Annotated in this window: 16 protein-coding genes; 7 read left to right on the top strand and 9 right to left on the bottom strand. The window is 67.6% G+C overall.

The window, feature by feature from the left end; translation table 11 throughout:
• The 9 genes from C5F44_RS15565 to C5F44_RS15525 form a co-directional block, all read right to left on the bottom strand.
• The coding region (locus C5F44_RS15565) for a dimethyl sulfoxide reductase anchor subunit family protein (protein ID WP_181318298.1) at nucleotides 1–561 on the bottom strand (561 nt) is incomplete at its 3' end.
• Nucleotides 561–1,295, bottom strand: coding sequence for a 4Fe-4S dicluster domain-containing protein (locus C5F44_RS15560; protein ID WP_107674467.1), 735 nt, complete (start codon nucleotides 1,293–1,295; stop codon nucleotides 561–563). The genes C5F44_RS15560 and C5F44_RS15565, both read right to left, overlap by 1 nt.
• Nucleotides 1,292–4,123, bottom strand: a complete 2,832-nt coding sequence (locus C5F44_RS15555; RefSeq protein ID WP_107674466.1) for a molybdopterin-dependent oxidoreductase — start codon at nucleotides 4,121–4,123, stop codon at nucleotides 1,292–1,294. Before C5F44_RS15555 ends, C5F44_RS15560 begins: the two co-directional genes overlap by 4 nt.
• Nucleotides 4,120–5,205 carry an acetate/propionate family kinase gene (locus C5F44_RS15550; protein ID WP_107674465.1) on the bottom strand — a complete coding sequence of 362 codons (1,086 nt, stop codon included), beginning with the start codon at nucleotides 5,203–5,205 and terminating at the stop codon, nucleotides 4,120–4,122. The genes C5F44_RS15555 and C5F44_RS15550 overlap by 4 nt, the downstream gene beginning before the upstream one ends.
• A 1-nt stretch (nucleotide 5,206) precedes the next feature.
• The gene (locus C5F44_RS15545; RefSeq protein WP_228156796.1) at nucleotides 5,207–5,956 is read right to left on the bottom strand and encodes a sulfite exporter TauE/SafE family protein; all 750 of its coding nucleotides are present in this window, start codon (nucleotides 5,954–5,956) and stop codon (nucleotides 5,207–5,209) included.
• Complete coding sequence (gene xsc / locus C5F44_RS15540) at nucleotides 5,953–7,728, bottom strand: sulfoacetaldehyde acetyltransferase (RefSeq protein WP_107674464.1); 1,776 nt, start codon at nucleotides 7,726–7,728, stop codon at nucleotides 5,953–5,955. The genes C5F44_RS15545 and xsc overlap by 4 nt, the downstream gene beginning before the upstream one ends.
• Before the next feature lie 106 nt (nucleotides 7,729–7,834).
• Complete coding sequence (gene pdxR / locus C5F44_RS15535) at nucleotides 7,835–9,295, bottom strand: MocR-like pyridoxine biosynthesis transcription factor PdxR (protein WP_107674463.1); 1,461 nt, start codon at nucleotides 9,293–9,295, stop codon at nucleotides 7,835–7,837.
• Nucleotides 9,296–9,419: 124 nt separating this feature from the next.
• Nucleotides 9,420–10,799 (bottom strand): hypotaurine--pyruvate aminotransferase Tpa, encoded by a 1,380-nt coding sequence (gene tpa / locus C5F44_RS15530; protein WP_107674462.1) that lies wholly within the window; start codon nucleotides 10,797–10,799, stop codon nucleotides 9,420–9,422.
• 233 nt (nucleotides 10,800–11,032) lie between these two features.
• Complete coding sequence (locus C5F44_RS15525) at nucleotides 11,033–12,046, bottom strand: NAD-dependent epimerase/dehydratase family protein (protein ID WP_107674461.1); 1,014 nt, start codon at nucleotides 12,044–12,046, stop codon at nucleotides 11,033–11,035.
• Nucleotides 12,047–12,279: 233 nt separating this feature from the next.
• Here C5F44_RS15525 and C5F44_RS15520 point away from each other — a divergent pair, with 233 nt between their 5' ends.
• The 7 genes from C5F44_RS15520 to C5F44_RS15490 are packed head-to-tail and all read left to right on the top strand — an operon-like array spanning nucleotide 12,280 to nucleotide 17,200.
• Nucleotides 12,280–12,555 (top strand): STAS domain-containing protein, encoded by a 276-nt coding sequence (locus C5F44_RS15520; protein ID WP_146161969.1) that lies wholly within the window; start codon nucleotides 12,280–12,282, stop codon nucleotides 12,553–12,555.
• On the top strand, nucleotides 12,552–12,926 hold the full coding sequence (locus tag C5F44_RS15515) for a response regulator (protein ID WP_107674459.1): 375 nt from the start codon (nucleotides 12,552–12,554) through the stop codon (nucleotides 12,924–12,926). Before C5F44_RS15520 ends, C5F44_RS15515 begins: the two co-directional genes overlap by 4 nt.
• 1 nt (nucleotide 12,927) lies before the next feature.
• Nucleotides 12,928–15,111 (top strand): chemotaxis protein CheA, encoded by a 2,184-nt coding sequence (locus tag C5F44_RS15510; RefSeq protein WP_107674458.1) that lies wholly within the window; start codon nucleotides 12,928–12,930, stop codon nucleotides 15,109–15,111.
• On the top strand, nucleotides 15,098–15,559 hold the full coding sequence (locus C5F44_RS15505) for a chemotaxis protein CheW (RefSeq protein WP_181318297.1): 462 nt from the start codon (nucleotides 15,098–15,100) through the stop codon (nucleotides 15,557–15,559). The genes C5F44_RS15510 and C5F44_RS15505 overlap by 14 nt, the downstream gene beginning before the upstream one ends.
• On the top strand, nucleotides 15,556–16,455 hold the full coding sequence (locus C5F44_RS15500; protein WP_107674456.1) for a CheR family methyltransferase: 900 nt from the start codon (nucleotides 15,556–15,558) through the stop codon (nucleotides 16,453–16,455). Before C5F44_RS15505 ends, C5F44_RS15500 begins: the two co-directional genes overlap by 4 nt.
• Entirely contained in the window at nucleotides 16,452–16,838 is a 387-nt protein-coding gene (locus C5F44_RS15495; RefSeq protein WP_107674455.1) for a response regulator, read from the top strand. Before C5F44_RS15500 ends, C5F44_RS15495 begins: the two co-directional genes overlap by 4 nt.
• Entirely contained in the window at nucleotides 16,835–17,200 is a 366-nt protein-coding gene (locus tag C5F44_RS15490; RefSeq protein WP_107674454.1) for a hypothetical protein, read from the top strand. The genes C5F44_RS15495 and C5F44_RS15490 overlap by 4 nt, the downstream gene beginning before the upstream one ends.
• Nucleotides 17,201–17,210 lie beyond the last annotated feature (10 nt).

The following is a 17,210-nucleotide window of genomic DNA, read 5'->3' as shown; positions in this document are numbered from 1 at the left end:
GCGCGCCGCAAAGGCACCGTCGCCGCGCAGGAAGCTCCAGACCAGCACCGCCGCCAACACGGCACACAGCAGACAGGCCAGCGGCAGCCGGACCGACAGGATCGCGCCCCCGGTGGCGGCAAAGCTCAGGAACAGCAGCACCGTGCCCCAGTGGTTCCAGCGCGGCACCGTGCGCAACTGGGCATAGATCATCGCGGTGCAGACCACTGTCACCACCACCATGGCCGCCCCCACCCAGCCGATCCCGCGTGGCAGACCCAGCCCCAGCACATCCGAAAGTGCCATCGGCGCCAGCACCAGCAACGTGCTGACCGAAGCCCAGCCTTCACGCGACAGCCAGCTTGACCGCCATTGAGAGAACGCCAGCAGCGCCCGCTTCGGATTGCCCAGATGGAAGGTCGAGGCGATCAGCCCTGCCACGGCCAGCCCATAGCCCAGGCCCCAGGTCGCAACCGCTCCCCAGCCGGAAACCGGCAAGGCACCAAGGGCCAGAAAGGCCAGAAAACCGAAGCCCAGGCCTGAAAGCACGGTGAACAGAATGACAGACGGCGCCGGATGCATCAGATCTTTCCCAGAACGCGGTCCAGCCAGCCGGCAAAGCCGGTGGCCTGCACATCGACCAGCGGCGTCAGCGGCCCGGCCTCGACGGCGCCTTTCCTGCGCGGCGGCAAATAGCGGTTCACCGGCTGCGTCTCCATCTCGGGCATCAGGGCATAGCCGCACCGGTCCGCCACCAGCCGCGACACGGCGCTGTCGGGATCGGACAGATCACCGTAATGCCGTGCCCCGGTCGGACAGGTGCGCACGCAGGCGGGCATCCGGTCCTCTTCGGGCAGATTGTCGTTGTAGATACGGTCCACGCAAAGGGTGCATTTCTTCATCACCCCCGCCGCCGCATCCATCTCGCGCGCACCATAGGGGCAGGCCCAGGCACACAGGCCGCAGCCGATGCAGGCATCCTCGTTCACCAGAACGATCCCGTCCTCGGCCCGCTTGTAGCTGGCCCCGGTCGGGCAGACGGTGACGCAAGGCGCATTGTCGCAATGCAGGCAGGACCGCGGGAAGTTCACGATCGCCGCCGGCCCCTCATCCGGCGTGACCTGATAGGAATGGACCCGGTTCAGGAACACGCCAGAGGGCGCGGCACCATAGGCGTCCTGATCCGACAAGGGCACGCCATAGCCCTGATCGTTCCAGCCCTTGCAGGCGGTGACGCAGGCCTGACAGCCAACGCAGGTGTCAAGGTCGATCACCAGCCCCAGCTTGCGGTCCACCTTTCCGGGCAGGCAGGTCATAGCCTGCCCTCCGCCGCCGGGTCTGAAAATCCTTGAATATTCTGGGCACGTTTCTTCGAAGGCCCTTGCCCCCGCCCGCCACCTGAGCGCGGCGGATCGGGCAGCACGGGGAATTGCGGTTCGGCCATGGCACGCGGCCCGACCCGTTCGATCCGCACCATCTGGTCAAACCAGGCGGCCTGCCCGGTGACCGGGTCCGAGTTCGATACACGCCCCTCGCCCGGCAGCACTTCGGAAATCAGATGGTTCAGCAGGAATCCCTCCACCGCTTCGGGCGCATCCTTCGACAGCGCCCAGGCCCCACGCCGCTTGCCGATGGCGTTCCAGGTCCAGACCGTATGCGGGTTCAGCGCCGCCATATGCGCCACCGGCACCACGATTTCGCCGGTCGGGCTGGTTACGCGGGCATAGTCGCCCTCGGCAAAGCCCTGCGCCTGCCAGATCGCGGTCGGCAGATACAGGAAGTTGCGCCCGCGGATCTGCCGCAGCCAGGCGTTCTGGCTGCCCCAACTGTGATACATGTCCATCGGGCGCTGCGTCAGCGCATGAACCGGATAGCCAGGCGCCTCCCCCATGGGGGGATACCAGACCGGCAGCGGCGACATCGCCACCTGTAACCGCGCGCGCAGATGATCGGGCGGCTGGCGGTCGCCATGGCCTTCGGCGGCAAGCTGGAACCGGCGCAGCGGTTCGGACCAGATGTTGAACAGATAGGACTGCGGCGTGTCATACAGCCCCAGCGCCACCGCCCAATCCTGATAGGCCGCGTTCCATGGCTTCATGAAGGCCGCCTCGGCGGGCACATGCGCCTGATGGAAGCTGCCGTTTTCAATGTAACGGGCCAGTTGGTCGGGGTTCGGCGCGCCACGCCCCGTCTCGTCGCCATTGCCGCGGAAGCCCATCAGCGGCCCCACACCGGGCCGTCGCTGATGGTTCACGATGTAATCGGCATAGTCGCGGAATCGTGGCTGGCCATCGTCAGTCACCATCCCCGGCAGACCCAGCCGCACACCCAGATCCAGCAGCACCGTCTGGAACCCGCGCACATCCCGGTCTGGGTCCAGCACCGGCCAGCGGATCGAATCCCCCGCCGCATCCGGTTCGGAAATCGGCCGGTCCAGCAGGGAAATGCAGTCGTGCCGCTCCAGATAGGTGGTGTCTGGCAGGATCAGGTCGGCATAGGCGACCATCTCGCTGGCATAGGCATCGGAATAGATGATGCGCGGGATCACATAGTCGTCGCCATCTTTCGCGGTCAGCATCTGCATGACCTGCGCAGTGTTCATTGACGAATTCCACGCCATATTCGCCATGTACAGGAATAGCGTGTCGATCCGGTAGGGATCGCCCGCCACCGCATTGGCGATGACCATGTGCATCAGCCCATGCGCCGACAGCGGCGCGTCCCAGGTGAACGCCTTGTCGATGCGGGCGGGCGTGCCGTCTTCGCGCAGCGCAAGGTCGGCGGGGCTGCGGACATAGCCCAGATGCGGCCCGGTCAGCGGCTTGCCCGGCGTGGCCACGAAATGCGGCGTCGGATGCGCTTCGACCGGCTTGGGGTAAGGCGGCTTCAGCCGGTATCCGCCCGGCGCCTCGACCGACCCCAGCACGATCTGCAACAGATGCAGCGCCCGCGCCGTCTGGAACCCGTTGGAATGGGCCGAGATGCCGCGCATGGCGTGGAAACTGACGGGGCGGCCCTGCATCCCCTCATGCCGGTTGCCACGGAAATCGGTCCAGGGCTGCGGGTGGATGAAGGCCCGCTCGAACGCGGCCCGCGCCAGTTCGGCCGCCAGCCCGCGAATCCGCGCGGCCGGGATCCCGCAACGCTCGGCCACCGCCTCGGGCGCGTAGTCCGGTTTCAGGTATTCCTCGGCCATGTGCTGGAACACGGTGCGATGCCCGGCCCAGACCGCCCCCAGATCGGGGTCCACGTCCCGACCGTCCCAGGGCGCGGGGTGGCCGCTGTGGCGGTCAATCACGAAGGGCTGGCTTTCGGCGTTCTTCAGGAACAGCCCCTGCTCCGCCCCCTCGGCCCCGTTCACCAGGAACGGCGCATTGGTCCAGCGCGCCAGATACTCCAGATCGACCTTGCCCGCCTGCAACAGGCAATGGATCAGCGACAGGATCAGCAGGCCATCGGTGCCCGGGGTGATGCCATACCAGTCATCCGCCACCGCCGAATATCCGGTGCGGATCGGGTTGATGCTGATCACCCGCACCCCGCGCGCCTTCAGCTTGCCGATGCCGATCTTGATCGGGTTGCTATCATGGTCTTCCGCCACGCCGAACAGCACGAACAGTTCCGTCCGCTCCCAGTCGGGCTGACCGAATTCCCAGAAGGCGCCGCCAATGGTGTAGATTCCGCCCGCCGCCATGTTCACCGAACAGAACCCGCCATGCGCGGCATAGTTCGGCGTGCCGAAGGCCTGCGCCCACCAGCCGGTCAGCGATTGGCTCTGGTCGCGCCCGGTGAAGAAGGCCAGCTTCTCGGGCGCTGTCTCGCGCAGCGGCTTCAGCCAGCCGACGGCGGTTTCCAGCGCCTCTTCCCAGCTTATCTCCTCAAACGCGCCCGATCCGCGCGGCCCGACCCGGCGCAAGGGGGTGCGCAGCCGGCTGGGGGCGGTGATCTGCATGATCCCGCTGGCGCCCTTGGCACAAAGCACACCCTTGTTGATCGGATGGGCGCGGTTACCCTCGATATAGGACACCCGGCCATCCTTCAGATGCACGTTGATGCCGCAGCGGCAGGCGCACATGTAGCAGGTGGTCTGGCGCACCTCGTCCGAGACAGACGGCGAACGGTCGATCCGCGGTTCAGCCGTCACCCCTCACACTCCCTCACCGTCTGCGCCTCCTGTGCAATCTGCCGTTCCTCGTCAGCCGGCACTGTCCAGATTGCGACATCCGATTTCGCCAAATGCAGAGCCCCCGCATTCTGCCGGTTGGCATCGGCATCATAGGCCACACCCGCCCAGGAAAGCCCGTCCAAAATTCGGCCACGAACGGAAAAATCGTTCTCTCCGATCCCGCCGGTGAAGACGATTGTTTCGACCCCACCCATGGCGGCAATCAGGCTGCCGGCATGGCGGATGGCCCAGTAACAGAAATGGTCAATGGCAAAGGCGGCCTCGGGTGTGCCCGCTTCGTGCAGCGCCCGCATGTCGCTGTGCCCCCCCAATGCCAAAAGACCCGAACGGCGGTTCAGCAGCGCCCGCGCCCCGTCAACGCCGTGCCGCTCGGCCAGATCCAGCGCAACCATCGGGTCCAGATTGCCCGGCCTTGTGCCCATGGTCAGCCCCTCGACCGGAGACCACCCCATGGACGAGGCGACCGAGGCGCCGTCCAGGATGGCACAGGCCGACACCCCGTTACCCAGATGAAACGCCAGCACCCGCCGGGTCAGCGCGCCCCGTGCACGCAGGATGCGCACCAGGGCCGCATAGGACAGGCCGTGAAAGCCAAAACGACGCAGCCCGCGGGCCCGCTCCTCGGCCGGAATCGCATAGGCGGTTGCCACATCGGGGTTGGTGGCATGGAATGCCGTGTCAAAAGACACATATTGCGGCAGGCCCGGCGCCAACGTTTCAACCGCGCGGATGCCGGTCAGGTTGCCGGGATTGTGCAGCGGCGCCAGGGGCACACAAGCCTCGATCCCGGCAATCACGGCGGGCGTCACCCGCTGCGGCGCGGTCAGTGCCACCCCGCCATGCACCACCCGATGCGCCGCCGCCGTCAGCGCGGCGGGCGCAAGCCCCATCCGGCCCAGCCCTTCAACCATGGCCTCGGCATGGGTGGGGGGACCACCGGCCCCGATGCGGTCAACCGTGGCACGGGCAACATCCCGCAGGCCCGCGTCGAACACCACCAGCTTGACCGAGGACGATCCGGCATTGACCACAAGCCACATGTCAAAGCACCGCCTTTCCCAACCCCAGTGCCGCCAGGGCTGCCAGCAGCAGAATGGCAAATCGGCGGAACTCCTGCGGATCGGTGCCGAAGAAATGCCGCCCGCCCAGCCAGTTGGCCACCAGCGTCAACGGCAGCGCCCAGAGCGAGGCCCAAAGCGTATCCCAGCTTACCAGACCGTGCATCCAGTAAAGCGGCGCGGAATACAGGTCGAGCAGCGGGAAATAGGCAATCAACGTGGCCCGGAACACATTGGCCGGCATCGGCTGTGCCGCGAAAAAGGCCGCCACCGGCAGCCCCCCCATGCCCGGCGCATTGGCCAGCCCCGAAATCAGCCCCGCGGCCAGATTACCCGGCGTGCCGCGCACCTCGGACCGCAGGCGCCAGCCCATCAGCAACACCCCACACATCAGCAGGATATAGGCCGAGATCGCCGCCCGCGCCGCCGTCTCGGAAACCGCGGTCAGCGCCCAGAGGCCCAGCGGCAGCCCCACCGCCGCGCCCGCCATCAGCAGACCCGCCCGCCGCCAGTCCACCGCCGGCCCCGCGCCCTTCCAGGCCTGCACCGACATCACGAATTCCAGCAGCACCACCACCGCGACAAAGTTCAGCGGGCTGGTCACCACGCCCGACGCGGCGATGACGATGGCGGAATAGCCAAAGCCGGAATAGCCGCGGATGAAGCCCGCGACAAAGATCGTCGCGGCCATCCACAGCGCCGCGCCAAGGCCCAGGTCAAAGGGCAGCGTCAAACGCCGGCCTGCGGGCGCATGTCGGCCGGGTCGATTCCCGCGACCGAAACCGGCTTCTTCATCGCATCGCGGCGGAACGGCTCGCCCAGTTCCTGATTGATCAGCGCCTCGATCAGCGTGGTCTTGCCCGCCTTCTGGTCGGCAATCGCCTGGGTCAGCGCGGCGCGCAGATCCTCCATGGTGCGGGCAACCACCCCCTGCAACCCGCAGGCCCGTGCGATACCGGCATAGGAAACCTTGCTGTCCAGCTCGGTGCCGACAAAATTGTCATCATACCACAGGGTCGAATTGCGCTTTTCGGCCCCCCACTGGTAATTGCGGAAGACGACCATGGTGATCGCCGGCCACTCAGGCCGCCCGATCGCCGTCAGTTCGGTCACCGCAATGCCAAAGGCCCCGTCGCCGGCAAAGCCCACCACGGGCACATCCGGGCAGGCGATCTTGGCCCCGATGATCGACGGCAGGCCATAGCCGCAGGGGCCGAACAGCCCCGGCGCCAGGTATTTCCGCCCCGCCTCGAACGACGGATAGGCATTGCCGATGGCGCAGTTGTTGCCGATGTCGGACGAAATGATCGCCTCTTTCGGCAGCGCCGACTGGATCGCACGCCAGGCCATGCGGGGCGACATCCACTCGGGCTTGTCGGCGCGTGCACGGGCGTTCCAGGTGGTGCCGGGATCGTCCTCCTCATGGTCCATGCTGGCCAGTTCCTGCGCCCAGCGGCTTTTGGTGGTGGCGATCAGTGCCCGGCGTGCCTCGCGCCCGGCCTCGCCTGCCCCCTCCGACAGCCGCGCCAGCAGCGCCTCGGTCACCTTCTTCGCGTCGCCCACGATGCCGACCGAAACCTTCTTGGTCAGGCCAATCCGGGCGGGGTTGATGTCCACCTGAATGATCGCCGCCTCTTTCGGCCAGTAGTCGATGCCATAGCCCGGCAGGGTGCTGAACGGGTTCAGCCTTGTGCCAAGGCACAGCACCACATCGGCCTTGGCGATCAGCTCCATCGCGGCCTTGCTGCCGTTATAGCCCAGCGGCCCCGCGAACAGCGGATGGCTGCCGGGGAAGGCATCGTTGTGCTGGTAGCCCACGCAAACGGGCGCCTCCAGCCGCTCGGCCAGCGCCATGCTGGCCGGGATCGCGCCGCCGATCACCACCCCCGCGCCGTTCAGGATCACCGGGAACTTCGCCGCCGACAGCAGCGCCGCCGCCTCGTCCAGCGCCGCCTCGCCGCCCGAGGGCCGCTCGAACTCCACCACGCGCGGCAGGTCGATGTCGATCACCTGGGTCCAGAAATCGCGCGGCATGTTGATCTGCGCCGGCGCGCTGGCGCGGCGGGCGTTCAGGATCACCCGGTTCAGCACCTCGGCCACGCGGGACGGATCGCGCACCTCTTCCTGATAGGCGACCATGTCCTTGAACAGCGCCATCTGTTCGACTTCCTGAAAGCCTCCCATCCCGATGGTCTTGTTCGCCGCCTGTGGCGTGACCAGAAGCAGCGGCGTATGATTCCAGTAGGCGGTCTTCACGGCGGTCACGAAATTGGTGATGCCCGGCCCGTTCTGGGCGATCATCATGCTCATCCGGCCCGAGGCACGGGTATAGCCATCCGCCATCATCCCGCCGCTGCCTTCATGCGCGCAGTCCCAGAAGGTGATGCCCGCCTTCGGGAACAGGTCGGAAATCGGCATGAAGGCCGATCCGATGATGCCGAAGGCATGTGCAATGCCGTGCATCTGCAGCACTTTGACGAAGGCTTCTTCGGTGGTCATCTTCATGGGGCGGGTCTCCGGACGGGCTTTCTGTTGCGGGTCATGCTACACAAAGGCCGATAAGTCCAAGTAGGGCCAGCGTAGCCGCCGTGGCAAGGCCAGATGCGGCGGGTCAGCCCGACCGCGCCAGCGCCCTGGCGATCCGGGCGATGCCGTCGGGAATCCGCGCCGGCGCGATCGAGGAATAGGCCAGCCGGTAGAACCGCCGCTCTTCCCGCGCGGGGTCGAAAAAGCCCCGCCCGGGTTCGATCAGCACCCCGTCCGCGCGCAAGACCTGCGCCAGAGGCTCGGTATCCACGCCTTCGGGCGCGGCCATCCAGAAGCTGGACCCGCCAAACCCGCCCTGCCCGGCCACCGTCAGCCCGTGTTCAGAAATGGCATCGTCCATCACCTGCCGGCGGCGGCGAAAGGCGTTGCGCATCCGGTTGATCAGCGCGTCGTAATGCCCTTCCGCCAGGAAATAGGCCACCGTGCGCTGGATATGCCCCGGCGGGTGTTTCAGCACCATCGACCGCAGCGCCCGCGCCTCGGCGATAAAGGCGGGCGGGCCGACCAGATAGCCCAGCCGCATCCCCGGAAAGATGGATTTCGAGAAGCTGCCCGCGTAGATCACCCGCCCGCCTTTATCCAATGATTTCAAAGCGGGAGAGACGGGTTTGAGGAAGCTCATCTCGAATTCGTAATCGTCCTCGACCACCACGAAATCCTCGCGGCTGGCGGCGTCCAGCAGTTGCAGACGGCGGTCCAGCGGCATGGTGGCATTGGTCGGGCACTGGTGGCTGGCCGTGGTAAAGACCACATCCGCCGGCGGCAGGCGCGGTGGCAGCCCCGCCTCATCGACATCGACGCTAGCCACGCCCGCGCCGCTGGTCTGCAAGATGCGGCGCAGGCCCGGATAACAGGGGTTTTCCACCACCGCCTGCCGCCCCGGCCCCAGCAGGACCGTTGCAGCAAGCCACAGCGCGTTCTGCGCGCCCAGCGTCAGCAACACCTCGTCCCCGCGCGCCGCAATCCCCCGGCGCGGCAGGATCACCCGCAGGATCTGTTCGATCAGCAGCGGGTCGTCGCGTTCGTAGAAGTCACTGGTAAGCGAGGCAAAATCGCGCCGCCCCAGCGCCCGCAGCGCACAGGCCCGCCAGTTCTGGTGATCGAACAGCGTCGGATCGGTCTGGCCGTAGATGAAGGGATAGGGGAACTTCTCCCAATCCTCGGGCCGGTCCACCCCTGCCATGGCGCGGGTATAGCGGCGGGCCGACAGCGCGCCGTAGTCCACCTCTTCCGCCGGGCGTTCGGCAGCAGGAAATTCGGGAGCGCGGGGGGCGTTGTCGCTGACGAAATAGCCCGACCTGCCCCGCGCGGTCAGATAGTCCGACGACACAAGGTCTGCATAGGCCAGCGTCACGGTGATCCGGCTGACGCCCAGATGTTCAGCCAGCCCGCGCGACGACGGCATCTTCTGCCCCGGACGGAATCGCCCGGCCAGGATGCCTTCGGTGACCATGGCGCGGATGCGGCTTTGCAGGGTGCCGGCGGTGCCGCCTGTCAGGAAGAAGGCTTCGACCGGGATCGCCACTCTGGCCTCATCATGCGCTGGAACTGGCGACATGAAGCGGCCCACGCGGGCGGTTGTCAAGTGAGGCTGCCGCGCTCCTGTCGGGGCGCGGCTGTCATGTCGGATCATGCACGCCGAGAAAGGCTCAGCCGAAGACCTTGGTCAGCGCCTTGTCGATGGCGCCGGTGATTTCGTCGATGTCATCGGCGGTGGCGATCAGCGCCGGCGACAGGCAGAGCGTGTTGTTCAGGCCCGGCAGCGAACGGTTGGTCATGCCGATGATCACGCCTTGCGCGTTGCAGTCGGCCACCACGGCGGCGACCTTCTTTTCGTCCATCGGTTCCTTGGACTTGCGGTCGGCCACCAGTTCGGCGCCGCAGAACAGGCCCGCCCCCCGCACATCGCCAATCACCTTGTGCTTTTCCATCAGGGCATTGAGGCTGTCGATGGTCCGCTTGCCCATGCGCAGCGTGTTGTCGAGCAGGTTCTCGTCCTCGATGATGCGCATGTTTTCCAGCGCCGCCGCCGGGCCGGAGGTGCAGCCGCCGAAGGTGGAGATGTCGCGGAAATAGCTCAGCGGATCGGCGGCGTCGTTCTTGAACATGTCGAACACCTCCTCGGTCGTGACCGTGCAGGAGATCGCCGCATAGCCCGAGGCGACGCCCTTGGCCATGGTCACGAAATCGGGCTTGATGCCGTAGTTCTGGTAGCCGAACCACACACCCGTGCGGCCCACGCCGCAAACGACTTCATCAATGTGCAGCAGGATGTTGTATTTCTTGCAGATTTCCTGAACCCGCTCCCAATAGCCTTTCGGCGGGACGATCACGCCGCCGCCGGCGGTCACGGGTTCAAGCACGATGGCGCCCACGGTATCGGGGCCTTCGCGCAGGATCACTTCCTCGATCGCATCGGCGGCGCGTTCGCCGTAATTCTCGACATCCCACTGCTTGCGGTATTCCAGGCAGTGCGGAACCATCACGAAACCGTCGGGATAGGGGCCGTATTGCATGGCCCGTTCGGCCTGGCCCGAGGTGGCCAGTGCGCCGATGGTGGTGCCGTGGTAATCGCGTTCGCGATAGAGGATCTTCCACTTCTTGCCGCCATGGACGCGGTGCGACAGTTGCCGCACCATCTTGTAGACCTTCTCGTTCGCTTCAGAACCCGAGTTGGAATAATAGACCCGGCTCATCCCCGGCATCTTGGAGATCAGCTTTTCGGCGAAAAGCGCGCCGGGGATCGAGCCGCCGACGCCGGCGAAATAGTTCATCTTCACCAGTTGGTCGCGCACGACATTGGCAATGCTTTCGCGGCCATAGCCGACGTTCACCGTCCAGACCGCGCCCGACACGGCATCCAGATATTCCTTGCCGCGCGCATCCCAGACCCGCAGCCCCTTGCCTTCCACGATGACACGCGGATCGGCGGTCTCGAACTGCTTGTGGTTCACGAGGTGGTGCCAGACATGGGCGCGGTCGGCCTCGACCACACGGCTCATGTCGTTCATTCCGGTGATGCCTTCCATGGCATGATCCTTCCAGATGGAGAAATTCGTTGTGCCGCAGTATCGGAGAAAACCCGGCGACGGCTTAGGTCCAGTCTGCGATCCGGGTTGTGGCCAGACAGGGCGGGCGCGGGCCGGCGCGGCACCGGGCCCCGCGTCTGCGAAAGGTATGCCAAAGGTATGATGCGCGTCTGCGCGACGTATGCCTGTGCGGCAGCGGCCCGTCCGGGCGGCAGGCGGGGCCGGTGGGCGGGTTATCGGCCATAATATTCGCGATACCAGGCGACGAAGCTGCGCATCCCGTCGCGGATGCCGGTTGCGGGGGCAAAGCCGGTCAGCCGCCGCAGCAGGCCGGTATCGGCCCAGGTGGCCGGCACGTCGCCCGTCTGCATCGGCAGAAGGTTGCGGATGGCCGGCTTGCCCAGCGCCTCTTCTATGGCGGCCACGAAATCGGTCAGCTTCACCTTGTCGGAATTGCCGATGTTGACGATGCGGAAGGGCGCCTCCCTTGACAGGCTGTCACCATCCGGGACCGCCTGGCCCGGTGCGGGCCGGACCGGAACGGCGTCGATCAGGCGGCAGATGGCTTCGACCAGATCGTCGACGAAGGTGAAGTCGCGCCACATCTCGCCCTGATTGTAAAGGTCGATGGGGCGGTCGTTCAGGATCGCTTCGACAAAGCGGAACGCGGCCATGTCCGGGCGCCCCCAGGGGCCGTAGACGGTGAAGAAGCGGAACATCGTGGTGGGCAGGTTCCACAGATGGGCATAGGCATGGCCCATCGCTTCGGTCGCCTTCTTGGTGGCGGCATAGATCGTCAGCGGCCCGTCGGCCTTGTCGGTTTCGCGGAAGGGCATCTCTTCGTTCGCGCCATAGACGGAACTGGTGGATGCCATCAGCAGATGCTGCACCTGATGGCGCCGGGCGGCCTCGATCACGTTGAAGGTGCCGACCACATTCGCGCTGACATAGGAACGCGGGTTTTCCAAGCTGTAGCGCACCCCGGCCTGCGCCGCGAGGTGCAGGATGACATCGGGACGGAAGGCATCGACCGCGGCATCCAGCGCGGCGGTGTCTTCCAGCATCGCCTGCGTCGCGGCAAAGCCGGGCGTCTGAAGCAGCAGCGCATGGCGGCGCTGTTTCAGCGTGACATCATAATAATCGGTCATGCCGTCAAAGCCGTGCACCTGCCAGCCGCGCGCCAGCAGGCGGCAGGCCAGGTGAAACCCGATGAAGCCGGCGGTTCCGGTGATGAAGGCCTTGCGCATCGGGGTCTCCTGCGGCGGTGCGCGCGCACGATGGCGGGGGGGCTGTGGCCCGTCAACCCTGCGCGGGGGCGGGCAGATCCGGACAGGTTGAAGGAAATTGGCCGGCGGGGGCAGGCTGCGAAAACCATTCCTTAAACCTCGGGCCGTTACCGATGGGGTCGGGCCGCAGGCTGACCGCGGCCCGCCCTGCCCCGGCTGCGCCCGGGCGTGACCAGACTGAAGGCGTGACCGGAATGATCAATCTTGACCTGCCTGACCGGATCTCTGTCACCGCGGACACCCCGCTTGCCGCCGCTTTGCGCCAGCACCCCGACCGCGCGCTTCGCATCACCGCCACGCGGCTGCGCCGGCTGGAGGTGCCGCTGGTGCAGATGCTGCTGGCGGCGGCGGCCGACCGGCGCCGCCGCGGCATCGGCCTGGTGCTGGCGGGGCTGACGGCGGCGCAGGCCGACCGGCTGGCGGCGCTGGGGGTGACGCCCGCGATGCTGACGATGGAGCGGGCCGAATGACCCTGCGGGTGCTTGCCATCGACGACAGCCGCACCATCCGCAACCTGCTGCGCCGCGCGATGGAAGAGGCCGGGTTTGCCTGCACCACCGCCGAGGATGGCGCGGCGGGCGTGGCATGTTTTGCCGAGGTGGACCCGGATGTGGTGATCACCGACATCAACATGCCCCGGCTGGACGGGTTCGGCGTGATCGACGCCATCCGCAGCCAGAGCCACAACCCCACGGTGCCCATTCTGGTGCTGACGACCGAAAGCGCCGACGCGCTGAAGGCGCGGGCCCGGCAGGCCGGCGCCACCGGCTGGATCGTCAAGCCGTTCGAGGATGCCGCCATCGTGTCGGTGGTGCGCAAGGTCACCGGGGCAAGGGGCTGAGATGACAGCGCGAAACGCGATCCGCGACACGTTCTTCGAGGAATGTGAGGAATTGCTGGAGGCGCTGGTCGAAGGGCTGGCGCAGATGGCGGTCGGCGCCGGGGACGGCGAGACGCTGAATGCGGTCTTCCGCGCCGTTCATTCGGTGAAGGGCGGCGCCGGGGCCTTTGCGCTGGAGGCGCTGGTGGGATTTGCCCACCGTTTCGAGACGGTGCTGGACGGCATCCGCGCGGGCCGCATCGCGCTGACACCCGAGGTGATGCACACGCTGCTGCGGTCGGCCGACCATCTGGCCGAACAGGTTGAGGCGGCGCGGGACGACCGCGCCATCGCCCCCGAGGTGACGGCGGGCTTTCTGGCCAATCTTTACGCCATTCTGGGCGAGGATGCGCCCGAAGAACCGGACGGGGCCGGCGATGACCCCTGTTTCGGCTTTGCCGCCGTTGCGCTGGACCTTGGCCCGCTGGGTGCCGGGGCCGGGCTGGGCGCGGACGGGGCCGGATTCGGGGTTGGGTCAAGTGTTGGCCCTGGGGCCGAGGTGATCGGCTTTCCCGGCCCCGGCCCAAGAGAGGCGGCCCCCGGCTGGCGGGTCCGCTTCCGCCCCCTGCCCGCGCTTTACGCCCATGGTCACGATCCGGCCGCGCTCTTCGCCGCGCTGGCGGATCTGGGGCCTGTCACGGTGACGCTTGACCTTTCGGACCTGCCGCCGTGGGAGGGGTTCGATCCCGCCGGTGCCTGGCTGGCCTGGACGATCCGCCTGGCCGGCGCCGTGCCGGAAGCGGCGGTGCGGGAGGTGTTCGATTTCGTGCAGGGCCTGTGCCTGCTGGACATCGCGCCGGACGATCCGCCCGCCGGCCCGCCAGCAGAGCCTGCCGCAGCCCCACCGCTGGCCCCGCCGCCCCGGCGCGAGGCGCGCGCGCCGGAGGACGACCCCGCCGCGGGCCCGAAGCCAACGCTGCGGGTTGATCTGGACCGGGTTGACCGGCTGATCAACGCCGTGGGCGAGCTGATCATCAATCAGGCGATGATCGAGCAAAGCGTGCTGGACCTGACGCTGAGTTCGGAGGCCGAGGTGATCGGCCATGTCGAGGGCTATCGCCTGCTGGCGCGCGACCTGCAGGAAGCGGTGATGGCGATCCGGGCCCAGCCGGTGAAGCCGCTGTTCCAGCGGATGAGCCGCATCCTGCGCGAAGCGGCCGAGGCGACCGGCAAACAGGCGCGGCTGGTGACGCTGGGCGAGGCGACCGAAGTCGACAAGACCGTGATCGAACGGCTGGCCGATCCGCTGACGCACATGATCCGAAACGCGGTGGACCACGGGCTGGAGCCGCCCGCCGCGCGCCTTGCGGCCGGCAAGCCGGCGGAAGGCACGCTGCGGCTGTCGGCGGCGCATCGGTCGGGCAGCGTGATCCTGAGCCTGCGCGACGATGGCGCGGGGCTGGACCGCGCCCGCATCCGCGCCAAGGCACTGGCGCGCGGGCTGATCAGCCCGGAAGCCGATCTGACCGAGGCCGAGATCGACAACCTGCTGTTCCTGCCCGGATTTTCCACCGCCGAGAAGGTTTCAAACCTGTCGGGCCGCGGCGTGGGGCTGGATGTGGTGAAGAACGCCGTCACGGCGCTGGGGGGCCGGGTCGCCATTGCCTCGGTCCCCGGGGAAGGCACCGAATTCACCATCTCGCTGCCGCTGACCCTGGCGGTGATGGATGGCATGGTGATTTCGGTGGCGGGGCGGACCATGGTGATCCCCGTCGCCTCGGTGATCGAGACGCTGCGCCCCGACCCGGCCGATCTGCATGGGCTGGGCCCGCAGGACCGGGTGCTGTCGATCCGCGGGCGATTCCTGCCGGTGATCGACGTGGCGCAGGGGCTGGGCCTGCCCGCCCGCCGCAATGCCGCGCAGGACGGGGCCGAGGGGCCGCCGCTTCTGCTGCTGGTCGAAACCGAAAGCCAGTCGCATTGCGCGCTGGTTGTCGATGAGGTGCATGACCAGCGTCAGGTGGTCATCAAGGGGCTTGAGGCGAATTACGGCGCGATCCCCGGCGTCGCGGCGGCCACCGTGCTGGGCGATGGCCGGATCGCGCTGATCCTGGATGCCGAGGCGCTGACCGCCCAGCGCCCGCCGGCCGACCCGGCCGCCCGCCCCCCGTTCCCAAATGCAGGAGTGTCCCATGCAAGCCCTTGATCCCGCGCGTCAGGATGCGGAATTCGTCACCTTCTTCGCAGGCGGGCAAAGTTTCTCGCTGGACATCACGCATGTCCGCGAGATTCGCCGCTGGACCGCCGTCACCCCCTTGCCCCATGCCCCGCAAGAGGTGCTGGGGGTGATGAACCTGCGCGGATCGGTCATTCCGATCTATGATCTTGCGGCGCGTTTCGGGCTGGGCCCCACGCCGGAAAACCCGCGCAACGTGGTGGTGGTGGCGATGATCGGCCCGCAGACCGTGGGGCTGCTGGTCGAGGCGGTGTCGGAAATCCTGTCGGTGGACCGGGCGCAGGTGCAGGACACGCCGGACATCCGCGCGGACAGCACCCGGCAAAGCATCACCGGCGTGATCCCGCTGCAAGACGGCATGACGCGGGTGATCGACCTTGCCGCCGTGATCCAGCCGCGGGGGCGACAGGCGGCATGAATACGCTGGCACAGACCCGCCCCACCCCGCCGCGCGGCCCGGCCGAGCCGGTCTTTACCGACGAGGATTTCGCCTGCATCGCCCGGATCGCGCAGCGCGAATTCGGGCTTAGCCTGCCATCGGCCAAGAAGGATCTGGTGCAATCGCGGCTGATGCGGCGGCTGCGGGCGCTGGGCTGCGCCGATTTCGCGGCCTATTGCGCGCGGGTGGACGGTCCGGACGGGGCGGAGGAGCGCGCCGAGCTGGTGTCGGCGCTGACGACCAATGTCACGCATTTCTTCCGCGAGGCGCATCACTTCCGCCTGCTGGAAGAAATCTGCCTGACGCCGCATCTGCCGGCCCTGCGGGCGGGGCGGCGGTTGCGGCTGTGGTCGGCGGGCTGTTCGGCCGGGCCCGAGCCCTATTCGATGGCGATGACGGTGCTGGCCGCCCTGCCCGATGCGCCGCGGCTGAACCTGCGCATCCTGGCCACCGACATTGACCCCGCCATCCTGGACCGCGCCCGCAGCGCCACCTATGGCAGCGACGAGATCCGCGCCATCCCCGAGCCGCTGCGGCGCGCGCATCTGGAGCCGGCCGGCCCCGGCCGCCACCGGATCGTGGCGGGAACGGCGGGGCGGGTGCATTTCGCCGCGCTGAACCTGATGGCGGACTGGCCGCTGCGCGGGCCCTTCGACGCGATCTTCTGCCGCAATGTGGCCATCTATTTCGACAAGCCGACGCAGGAACGGCTGTGGCAGCGGCTGGCGCGGCTGCTGCGGCCCGGGGGCCTGTTGTGCATTGGCCATTCCGAACGCCTGCACGGGCCGGCGACCGGCCTTGTGACCAGCGCCGGCATCACCGCCTACCGCCGCGATGACCCCGCCCACCCCCTTGGCGAAAGGACCGACAGATGAGCCTCAGGGATTCGCTCCGCGTGATGGTGGTGGATGACATGTCGGTCAGCCGGGCGCTGATCTCGCAATCGCTGGAGGAAATCGGCATCCGGCATTTCGTGACCGAATCCGACAGCCGCGCCGCGCTGGGCAAGCTGGCGGCGAACCCGGTGCATCTGGTGATTTCCGACATGAACATGCCCGGCCTGTCCGGGCTGGACCTGCTGGGCGCGTTGCGACAGCACAAGACCACCCAGCGCATCGGGTTCATCCTGATCACCGGGTCGCCCACGCCCGAAGTGATGAGCCGGGGCCAGCAACTGGGGCTGAACAACCTGATCCGCAAGCCGTTCACCACGGCCACGGTGAAGGCCAGCATCGAGCGCGTGGTGGGGCCGCTGTGACCGGGGGGAAGGAACAGGGCGGCGATGCCACGCCGCTGGCCCCGCTGCTGGGCCGCACCGCGCAGGAGGTGCGGCGCTGCCGCGATGTGGTGCTGCGGGTGGAACTGGCGGTGCATGGGCTGATCGACGAGGGCGCGATTCGCGACAGGCGGCTGGGGGCCGAGTTGCAGGCGATCGACCTGCTGGACCAGCGGCTGGCCGATCTGGCCGACTGGCTGGCGGCGCTGGCCCGCGCGGCCGGCCCCCTGCACCTGCCCGAGGCCGCGCTGACCGGGCTGGCGGGGCTGCGGCTGGCCGATCTGCGGCAGGCGCTGGCGGGGCAGGACCGGCCGGCGGGTGAGGCCCGGACCGAATTGTTCTGACCCGGGGGAG

Origin of the sequence: Fuscovulum blasticum DSM 2131, assembly GCF_003034965.1 — a bacterium.
GTDB classification, from domain to species: Bacteria; Pseudomonadota; Alphaproteobacteria; order Rhodobacterales; family Rhodobacteraceae; genus Pseudogemmobacter; species Pseudogemmobacter blasticus.
Note: the sequence above shows the minus strand (reverse complement) of the source record. Positions and strands in the feature narration are given on the sequence as shown.

Coding starts and splice junctions, on each gene's coding strand:
- C5F44_RS15495 (WP_107674455.1), top strand. CDS start 16,452: ATGAGCCTCAGGGATTCGCTCCGCGTGATGGTGGTGGATGACATGTCG.
- C5F44_RS15515 (WP_107674459.1), top strand. CDS start 12,552: ATGACCCTGCGGGTGCTTGCCATCGACGACAGCCGCACCATCCGCAAC.
- C5F44_RS15550 (WP_107674465.1), bottom strand. CDS start 5,205: ATGTGGCTTGTGGTCAATGCCGGATCGTCCTCGGTCAAGCTGGTGGTG.
- C5F44_RS15510 (WP_107674458.1), top strand. CDS start 12,928: ATGACAGCGCGAAACGCGATCCGCGACACGTTCTTCGAGGAATGTGAG.
- C5F44_RS15505 (WP_181318297.1), top strand. CDS start 15,098: ATGCAAGCCCTTGATCCCGCGCGTCAGGATGCGGAATTCGTCACCTTC.
- C5F44_RS15520 (WP_146161969.1), top strand. CDS start 12,280: ATGATCAATCTTGACCTGCCTGACCGGATCTCTGTCACCGCGGACACC.
- C5F44_RS15560 (WP_107674467.1), bottom strand. CDS start 1,295: ATGACCTGCCTGCCCGGAAAGGTGGACCGCAAGCTGGGGCTGGTGATC.
- C5F44_RS15525 (WP_107674461.1), bottom strand. CDS start 12,046: ATGCGCAAGGCCTTCATCACCGGAACCGCCGGCTTCATCGGGTTTCAC.
- C5F44_RS15500 (WP_107674456.1), top strand. CDS start 15,556: ATGAATACGCTGGCACAGACCCGCCCCACCCCGCCGCGCGGCCCGGCC.
- xsc (WP_107674464.1), bottom strand. CDS start 7,728: ATGAAGATGACCACCGAAGAAGCCTTCGTCAAAGTGCTGCAGATGCAC.
- tpa (WP_107674462.1), bottom strand. CDS start 10,799: ATGGAAGGCATCACCGGAATGAACGACATGAGCCGTGTGGTCGAGGCC.